The organism is Bacteroides sp. AF32-8BH (assembly GCF_003435205.1).
GTDB classification, from domain to species: domain Bacteria; phylum Bacteroidota; class Bacteroidia; order Bacteroidales; family Bacteroidaceae; genus Bacteroides; species Bacteroides ovatus.
The window spans coordinates 41,628-49,305 of record NZ_QVLZ01000050.1 but is presented as its reverse complement, the minus strand read 5'-3'; the positions used below and the strand labels follow the sequence as shown (position 1 = coordinate 49,305).

The window sequence follows — 7,678 nt, the reverse complement described above, 5'->3', positions numbered from 1 at the left end:
CGTCACGCCGATGGTACTGCGTAACAGTGGGAGAGTAGGTAGCCGCCGTTTTTGAAGCCCCTTGATTCATTTTGAGTCAAGGGGCTTCTGTCATTTGGTACTTTGCGAAAATTATCAATCTTCAGTCTTCCGGTAAGTCATTGTCGAATAGATCTCCCCGAAGTTTTAGTTTTCTATGAATTTGGTGAAATACCGATAGCTTTTGTTATTTAATCTTGTATTAGTATCCTGTTTGTCGTTTTAAGTATATACATATTTCCAAATGTCTTTTAGATTCCTTATATTTGTTTACCGGCTTGAAAGATTCGGTAAATGTGTCATTTAGTAATAAAAAAGGGGAAAAAGCGGAATAAAATAGGTGTAGGACTGTGATTTTTTTGCAAACAAATCTTTTTCTTTTCTTCTTTCTCTTTTTTATCAAATTGATTTTTGTAAATTTGGCGAGAATCTGACAAAGGACACATAGTTAATATAGTAATAATACTAAATACTCCTGTTAATATGGAAAACAAAATTCAAGAGTTGACCGATAAGATTTATCGTGAAGGCGTGGAAAAAGGAAACGAGGAAGCGCAGAGACTTATCGCGAATGCTCAGGAAGAAGCTAAGAAAATCATTGAGGATGCCCGAAAAGAGGCAGAATCAATTGTAAACTCCTCTCGTAAATCTGCTGATGAGTTAGCAGAAAATACTAAATCAGAGTTAAAACTATTCGCCGGTCAGGCTGTGAATGCGCTCAAATCAGAAATCGCTACAATGGTAACTGATAAGTTGATAACCGCTTCCGTGAAAGATTTCGCTCAGGATAAAGATTACCTGAATGCGTTTATCGTAGCATTGGCATCCAAATGGAGCATAGATGAACCTATCGTCATCTCAACAGCCGATGCGGAATCGCTGAAAGAGTATTTTGCAGCTCATGCAAAAGCTTTATTAGACAAGGGGGTGACCATTCAGCAAGTAAATGGTATCAAAACTCTGTTCACTGTTTCTCCGGCGGACGGTTCGTATAAGGTGAACTTCGGAGAAGAAGAATTCATGAATTACTTCAAAGCGTTCTTGCGTCCTCAATTAGTAGAAATGCTATTTTAAAAGAAGCGACTATGAGTAGTAAGTACTATTACTTGGTAGCAGGTTTGCCGGAACTTTCGCTGGAAGACAGCAAACTGAGCTATACAGTAGCCGATTTTAAAACTGAAATCTACGATGGATTGTCTGCTTCAGACCAGAAGTTGATTGACTTGTTTTATCTGAAGTTTGATAATGCAAATGTGCTGAAACTTCTCAAAGATAAAGAAGCGGAAATCGACAAACGGGGAAACTACTCTGCTGACGAACTCTCTGAATATATTTCTATTCTGAGAGAAGGCGGAGAAATCAGTCCTAAAGAATTTCCGGTCTATCTATCCACTTTTATTACTGATTATCTGAATACTCCGGCTGAAAGTACGGTTTTACACGAGGATCATCTGGCTGCTCTATATTATGGGTATGCGATGAACTGTGGGAATAAGTTCGTTTCTGCCTGGTTTGAATTCAACCTGAACATCAATAATATTCTTGTTGCATTTACTAGCCGTAAATTCAAATGGGATATTGCTTCCAACGTTGTGGGAAATACGGAAGTATGCGAAGCATTGCGTACATCGAGTGCCCGCGATTTCGGATTGTCCGGTGAGGTGGATGTGTTTGAATCGTTAGTGAAAATCAGTGAGATTACAGAACTGGTGGAGCGTGAGAAGAAGTTGGATGCTTTGCGGTGGAATTGGATGGAGGATGCTATTTTCTTCGACTATTTCACTATCGAACGTATTTTCGCTTTCCTGCTGAAGCTGGAAATGATTGAACGGTGGATTTCACTGGATAAGGAAAGAGGTAATCAGTTGTTCAGAAGCATTATCGAATCGCTGAAGAACGAAGTGCAGATTCCTGCAGAATTCAGATAATAAAATAAAAAAAATATATGGCAACAAAAGGAACTGTTAGTGGCGTTATTGCCAACATGGTGACCCTCGTCGTTGACGGACCGGTAGCTCAGAATGAGATTTGTTATATCTCGACCGGTGGTGATAAGTTGATGGCGGAGGTGATTAAGGTTGTAGGTTCACATGTATATGTCCAGGTGTTTGAAAGCACACGTGGACTGAAAGTGGGCGCCGAAGCCGAATTTACAGGACACATGCTTGAGGTGACATTAGGCCCGGGTATGCTATCGAAAAACTATGATGGTCTGCAAAATGACCTCGACAAGATGGATGGAGTTTTCCTGAAAAGAGGACAATATACATATCCGTTGGATAAAGAACGTGTATGGCACTTCGTACCCTTAGCGAATGTAGGTGACAAAGTGCAGGCTTCTGCATGGTTGGGACAGGTGGATGAAAACTTCCAGCCGCTGAAAATTATGGCCCCGTTCACTATGAAAGGAACGGCTACCGTAAAAACAATCATGCCGGAAGGTGATTATAAGATAGAAGATACAATTGCCATCCTGACAGACGAAGAAGGAAATGATATTCCTGTGACTATGATTCAGAGATGGCCCGTGAAACGTGCGATGACGAATTATAAGGAGAAACCGCGTCCTTTCAAATTATTGGAGACTGGTGTACGTGTGATTGATACGCTGAATCCGATTGTGGAAGGTGGTACAGGATTTATCCCCGGTCCGTTCGGTACTGGTAAAACAGTGCTTCAGCACGCTATCTCTAAACAGGCGGAAGCGGATATCGTTATCATTGCGGCTTGTGGTGAACGTGCCAATGAGGTGGTGGAAATCTTTACCGAGTTCCCCGAACTGGTAGACCCGCATACGGGACGTAAGTTGATGGAACGTACTATCATCATTGCGAATACTTCCAACATGCCGGTAGCTGCCCGTGAAGCATCTGTATATACAGCAATGACACTGGCGGAATATTACCGTTCCATGGGATTGAAAGTCTTGTTGATGGCAGATTCTACTTCCCGTTGGGCACAGGCTTTGCGTGAGATGTCCAACCGTATGGAAGAATTGCCTGGGCCGGATGCTTTCCCGATGGATATTTCGGCTATTATCTCCAACTTCTACGGTCGTGCGGGATATGTAAAACTAAGTAATGACGAAACGGGTTCTATTACGTTTATCGGTACGGTATCTCCTGCGGGTGGTAACTTGAAGGAGCCGGTGACTGAAAATACGAAGAAAGTAGCCCGTTGTTTTTATGCTTTGGAACAGGATCGTGCGGATAAGAAACGTTATCCGGCAGTGAATCCGATTGATTCTTATTCAAAATATATCGAATACCCGGAATTTGAGGAGTATATCAAAGGTCATATCAACGATGAATGGATTGGAAAGGTAAACGAACTGAAAACCCGTTTACAGCGCGGTAAGGAAATTGCCGAACAGATCAATATTCTCGGTGATGATGGTGTACCGGTAGAATATCATGTGATTTTCTGGAAATCAGAATTGATTGACTTTGTTATTCTGCAACAGGATGCTTTTGATGAAATTGATGCGGTAACTCCGATGGAACGTCAGGAAGATATTCTGAACATGATAATCGACATCTGTCATACGGAATTTGACTTTGATAACTTCAACGAAGTAATGGATTACTTCAAGAAGATGATTAATGTCTGTAAGCAGATGAACTACTCGAAGTTCAAATCGGAACAGTATGAAGGATTCCAGAAACAACTGAAGGAATTGATTGCCGAAAGAAGTGTCAATTCATAATCTTTAATTTATAATTTTAATTATCAAAGATGGCAACAAAAGCTTTTCAAAAGATATATACCAAGATTACTCAGATTACCAAGGCTACTTGTTCGCTGAAAGCGACAGGAGTAGGGTATGACGAGCTTGCCACTGTGGACGGTAAACTGGCACAGGTGGTTAAGATTGCCGGTGACGATGTCACTTTGCAGGTATTTGAAGGTACGGAGGGTATTCCGACCAATGCCGAAGTAGTATTCCTCGGCAAATCGCCTACATTGAAAGTGAGTGAGCAGCTGGCCGGACGTTTCTTCAACGCTTTCGGTGATCCGATTGATGGAGGTCCGGACATTGAAGGACAGGAAGTGGAAATTGGCGGTCCGTCTGTGAACCCGGTTCGACGTAAACAGCCGTCGGAACTGATTGCAACGGGTATTGCCGGTATCGACTTGAACAATACACTGGTATCGGGTCAGAAGATTCCGTTCTTTGCCGACCCCGACCAGCCTTTTAATCAGGTAATGGCAAATGTAGCCTTACGTGCTGAAACGGATAAGATTATCCTCGGAGGTATGGGTATGACGAATGACGACTACCTGTACTTTAAGAATGTGTTCTCTAATGCAGGTGCGCTGGACCGTATCGTGAGTTTCATGAATACGACCGAAAATCCTCCGGTAGAACGTTTGTTGATTCCGGACATGGCATTGACTGCTGCAGAGTATTTTGCAGTAAATAATAATGAGAAAGTGCTGGTGCTATTGACGGATATGACGAGCTATGCGGATGCGTTGGCAATTGTATCTAACCGTATGGACCAGATTCCTTCGAAAGACTCTATGCCGGGATCGCTTTACTCGGATTTGGCAAAGATTTACGAAAAGGCGGTGCAGTTCCCTTCCGGTGGTTCAATCACTATTATTGCGGTGACTACTTTGTCTGGTGGAGATATTACGCATGCTGTACCTGATAATACGGGTTACATCACTGAAGGTCAGTTGTTCCTGCGTCGTGATAGTGATATCGGTAAGGTAATTGTTGACCCGTTCCGTTCATTGTCTCGTTTGAAACAGCTGGTAACCGGTAAGAAGACACGTAAGGACCATCCGCAAGTGATGAATGCCGCTGTACGTCTGTATGCCGATGCCGCTAACGCTAAGACGAAGATGGAAAATGGTTTCGACCTGACCAACTACGACGAACGTACGTTGGCTTTTGCGAAGGACTATTCCAATCAGTTATTGGCTATTGATGTCAATCTTGATACTACTGAAATGCTGGACGTTGCCTGGGGCTTGTTCGGTAAATATTTCCGTCCGGAAGAAGTGAATATCAAGAAAGACTTGGTGGATCAATACTGGCCGAAACAAAATAATTAGACAATTAGACGATTTGCTATTAGGATGATAGTGGACGGATTATATATGTTTATAAGAAGTAATTTCAATCGTCTGGTCGTAAATTGTTAAATTAGTAAATCAACGAGATGGCTATAAAGTTTCAATATAACAAAACCTCTCTTCAGCAGCTCGAAAAGCAACTGAAAGTGCGGGTGCGTACGCTTCCTATCATTAAGAATAAGGAAAGCGCCCTCCGCATGGAAGTGAAACGCTGTAAAACGGAAGCTGCCGATCTGGAGGATAGGCTCGAACAACAAATTCAAGCCTATGAAGCCATGTTCGCCCTTTGGAATGAGTTTGACGCTTCATTAATAAAGGTGAATGATGTTCATCTTGGCGTGAAAAAGATTGCGGGTGTGCGCGTACCGTTGCTCGAGAATGTAGAATTCGAGATACGTCCGTACAGTATGTTTAATGCTCCCAAATGGTATGCCGACGGTATCCATCTATTGGAAGAGCTGGCTCATACGGCAATTGAACGTGAATTTATGCTCGCCAAGCTGAACTTGTTAGAACATGCAAGGAAAAAGACCACTCAAAAGGTGAACCTTTTTGAGAAGGTGCAGATACCGGGTTATCAGGATGCATTGCGAAAGATCAAACGATTCATGGAAGATGAAGAAAACTTGTCGAAATCTTCGCAAAAGATCATGAAGTCCCATCAAGAAAAAAGGAAGGAGGTAGAGGCATGATTACAAAAATGAAGAAACTCACATTCCTGGTTTATCACAAAGAGTATGAAGAATTCCTGAACAGTCTGCGTGAACTTGGGGTAGTCCATATTGTGGAGAAACAACAGGGGGCTGCTGATAACACGGAGTTGCAGGAGAATATTCGTCTTTCCAATCGCTTGGCGGCTACCTTGAAGTTGCTTCAGAATCAGAAGCATGAAAAGAATGCTGTAATTGCTACGGAAGGTGGAACGGCTGCCCGTGGTATGCAAGTGCTGGACGAAGTGGATGCCCTGCAAACAGAGCATGGAAAGCTGTCACAGCAGTTGCAAAGCTATGCCAAAGAGAAAGAAGCGCTGGAAGCCTGGGGTAACTTTGAACCGGATAATGTTCAGAAGCTGAAAAATGCCGGTTATGTAATCGGTTTTTATAGCTGTTCGGAAGGAAATTACAAGGAAGAGTGGGAAACGGAATACAATGCAATGATTGTGAACCGTATCTCTTCTAAAGTATTCTTCGTGACTCTGACGAAAGGCGGGCAGGAAGTGGATTTGGATGTAGAACAGGCGAAATTACCTGCATACTCTTTGGCACACCTTGAAACGCTTTACAATACGACCGAACAGGCCGTTGAAGAGAATGAAAAGAAGCTGGTTACGTTTTCCGAAACAGAAATTCCTTCCTTGAAGGCTGCTCTGAAAGAGTTGCAAAGCCAGATTGAGTTCTCTAAGGTGGTGTTAAGTTCCGAACAGACTGCCGGTGACAAACTGATGTTAATTGAAGGATGGGCACCTGCATTCAGTCAAGTGGAAATAGAGGCTTACTTGAATGACGCACATGTATATTATGAGATTACCGATCCGATGCCGGGCGATAATGTTCCTATTCGATTGAATAATAAGGGATTCTTTGCCTGGTTCGAACCGATCTGTAAGTTGTATATGCTTCCGAAGTATAATGAATTGGACTTGACTCCGTTCTTTGCCCCGTTCTTTATGGTCTTTTTCGGACTTTGTCTGGGAGATTCCGGATATGGGGTGTTCCTGTTTCTGGGAGCTACGGCCTATCGGTTGATGGCGAAGAAAGTGACTCCGTCAATGAAGTCGATCATTTCATTGATACAGGTATTGGCTGCTTCAACATTCTTCTGCGGTTTGCTGACAGGTACGTTCTTCGGAGCGAATATCTACGATTTGAACTGGCCGATTGTTCAACGTCTGAAACATGCCGTCTTGATGGATAACAATGATATGTTCCAATTATCGTTGATATTGGGAGCTATTCAGATACTATTCGGTATGGTGTTGAAGGCGGTGAATCAGACTATTCAGTTTGGTTTCAAATATGCAGTGGCAACTATCGGATGGATCATCCTGCTGGTTTCCATGGCAGTTTCGGCTTTGTTGCCGGAGGTAATGCCGATGGGAAGTACAGTGCATTTGGTTATTCTGGGTGTTTCGGCTGCTATGATCTTCCTTTATAACAGTCCGGGAAAGAATGTTTTCCTGAATATCGGACTGGGATTATGGGATTCATATAATATGGTCACCGGTTTGCTTGGCGATGTATTGTCTTACGTTCGTCTGTTTGCCCTCGGACTTTCCGGAGGTATTTTGGCGGGAGTATTCAACAGCCTGGCAGTAGGTATGAGTCCGGATAATGTAATAGCAGGCCCGATTGTTATGGTACTGATTTTCGTTATCGGTCATGCCATCAATATCTTTATGAATGTGCTGGGTGCAATGGTTCACCCGATGCGTCTGACGTTCGTTGAGTTCTTCAAGAACTCCGGATATGAAGGAGGCGGTAAAGAGTACAAACCGTTCAGAAATTGAAAATTTGAAGATTAAGAATTAGAAATTGAGAATTAATATTTTAAGAATTAAACAATAAAAAATAGAATA

Annotated in this window: 6 protein-coding genes; all 6 read left to right on the top strand. The window is 42.6% G+C overall.

Annotated elements, in window-relative coordinates:
- Positions 1 to 501: 501 nt before the first annotated feature.
- The 6 genes from DWZ47_RS25700 (at position 502) to DWZ47_RS25675 (ending at position 7,609) form a co-directional block, all read left to right on the top strand.
- A complete protein-coding gene (locus DWZ47_RS25700; protein WP_117515136.1) occupies positions 502 to 1,092 on the top strand; it encodes a V-type ATP synthase subunit E family protein in 591 nt (196 codons plus the stop codon).
- 11 nt (positions 1,093 to 1,103) lie between these two features.
- Positions 1,104 to 1,946 carry a DUF2764 domain-containing protein gene (locus DWZ47_RS25695; protein WP_117515134.1) on the top strand — a complete coding sequence of 281 codons (843 nt, stop codon included), beginning with the start codon at positions 1,104 to 1,106 and terminating at the stop codon, positions 1,944 to 1,946.
- A 17-nt stretch (positions 1,947 to 1,963) separates the two neighbouring features.
- Entirely contained in the window at positions 1,964 to 3,724 is a 1,761-nt protein-coding gene (locus tag DWZ47_RS25690) for a V-type ATP synthase subunit A (protein ID WP_004303858.1), read from the top strand.
- Positions 3,725 to 3,753: 29 nt separating this feature from the next.
- A complete protein-coding gene (locus DWZ47_RS25685; protein ID WP_004297639.1) occupies positions 3,754 to 5,082 on the top strand; it encodes a V-type ATP synthase subunit B in 1,329 nt (442 codons plus the stop codon).
- A 107-nt stretch (positions 5,083 to 5,189) separates the two neighbouring features.
- The gene (locus DWZ47_RS25680) at positions 5,190 to 5,795 is read left to right on the top strand and encodes a V-type ATP synthase subunit D (RefSeq protein ID WP_004297640.1); all 606 of its coding nucleotides are present in this window, start codon (positions 5,190 to 5,192) and stop codon (positions 5,793 to 5,795) included.
- Entirely contained in the window at positions 5,792 to 7,609 is a 1,818-nt protein-coding gene (locus DWZ47_RS25675) for a V-type ATP synthase subunit I (protein ID WP_004303856.1), read from the top strand. Before DWZ47_RS25680 ends, DWZ47_RS25675 begins: the two co-directional genes overlap by 4 nt.
- The last annotated feature ends 69 nt before the right edge of the window (positions 7,610 to 7,678 follow it).

What these genes read in the sequence shown, in the direction of transcription:
- DWZ47_RS25690 (WP_004303858.1), top strand. Translation starts at nt 1,964, where the DNA reads ATGGCAACAAAAGGAACTGTTAGTGGCGTTATTGCCAACATGGTGACC.
- DWZ47_RS25680 (WP_004297640.1), top strand. Translation starts at nt 5,190, where the DNA reads ATGGCTATAAAGTTTCAATATAACAAAACCTCTCTTCAGCAGCTCGAA.
- DWZ47_RS25685 (WP_004297639.1), top strand. Translation starts at nt 3,754, where the DNA reads ATGGCAACAAAAGCTTTTCAAAAGATATATACCAAGATTACTCAGATT.
- DWZ47_RS25700 (WP_117515136.1), top strand. Translation starts at nt 502, where the DNA reads ATGGAAAACAAAATTCAAGAGTTGACCGATAAGATTTATCGTGAAGGC.
- DWZ47_RS25695 (WP_117515134.1), top strand. Translation starts at nt 1,104, where the DNA reads ATGAGTAGTAAGTACTATTACTTGGTAGCAGGTTTGCCGGAACTTTCG.
- DWZ47_RS25675 (WP_004303856.1), top strand. Translation starts at nt 5,792, where the DNA reads ATGATTACAAAAATGAAGAAACTCACATTCCTGGTTTATCACAAAGAG.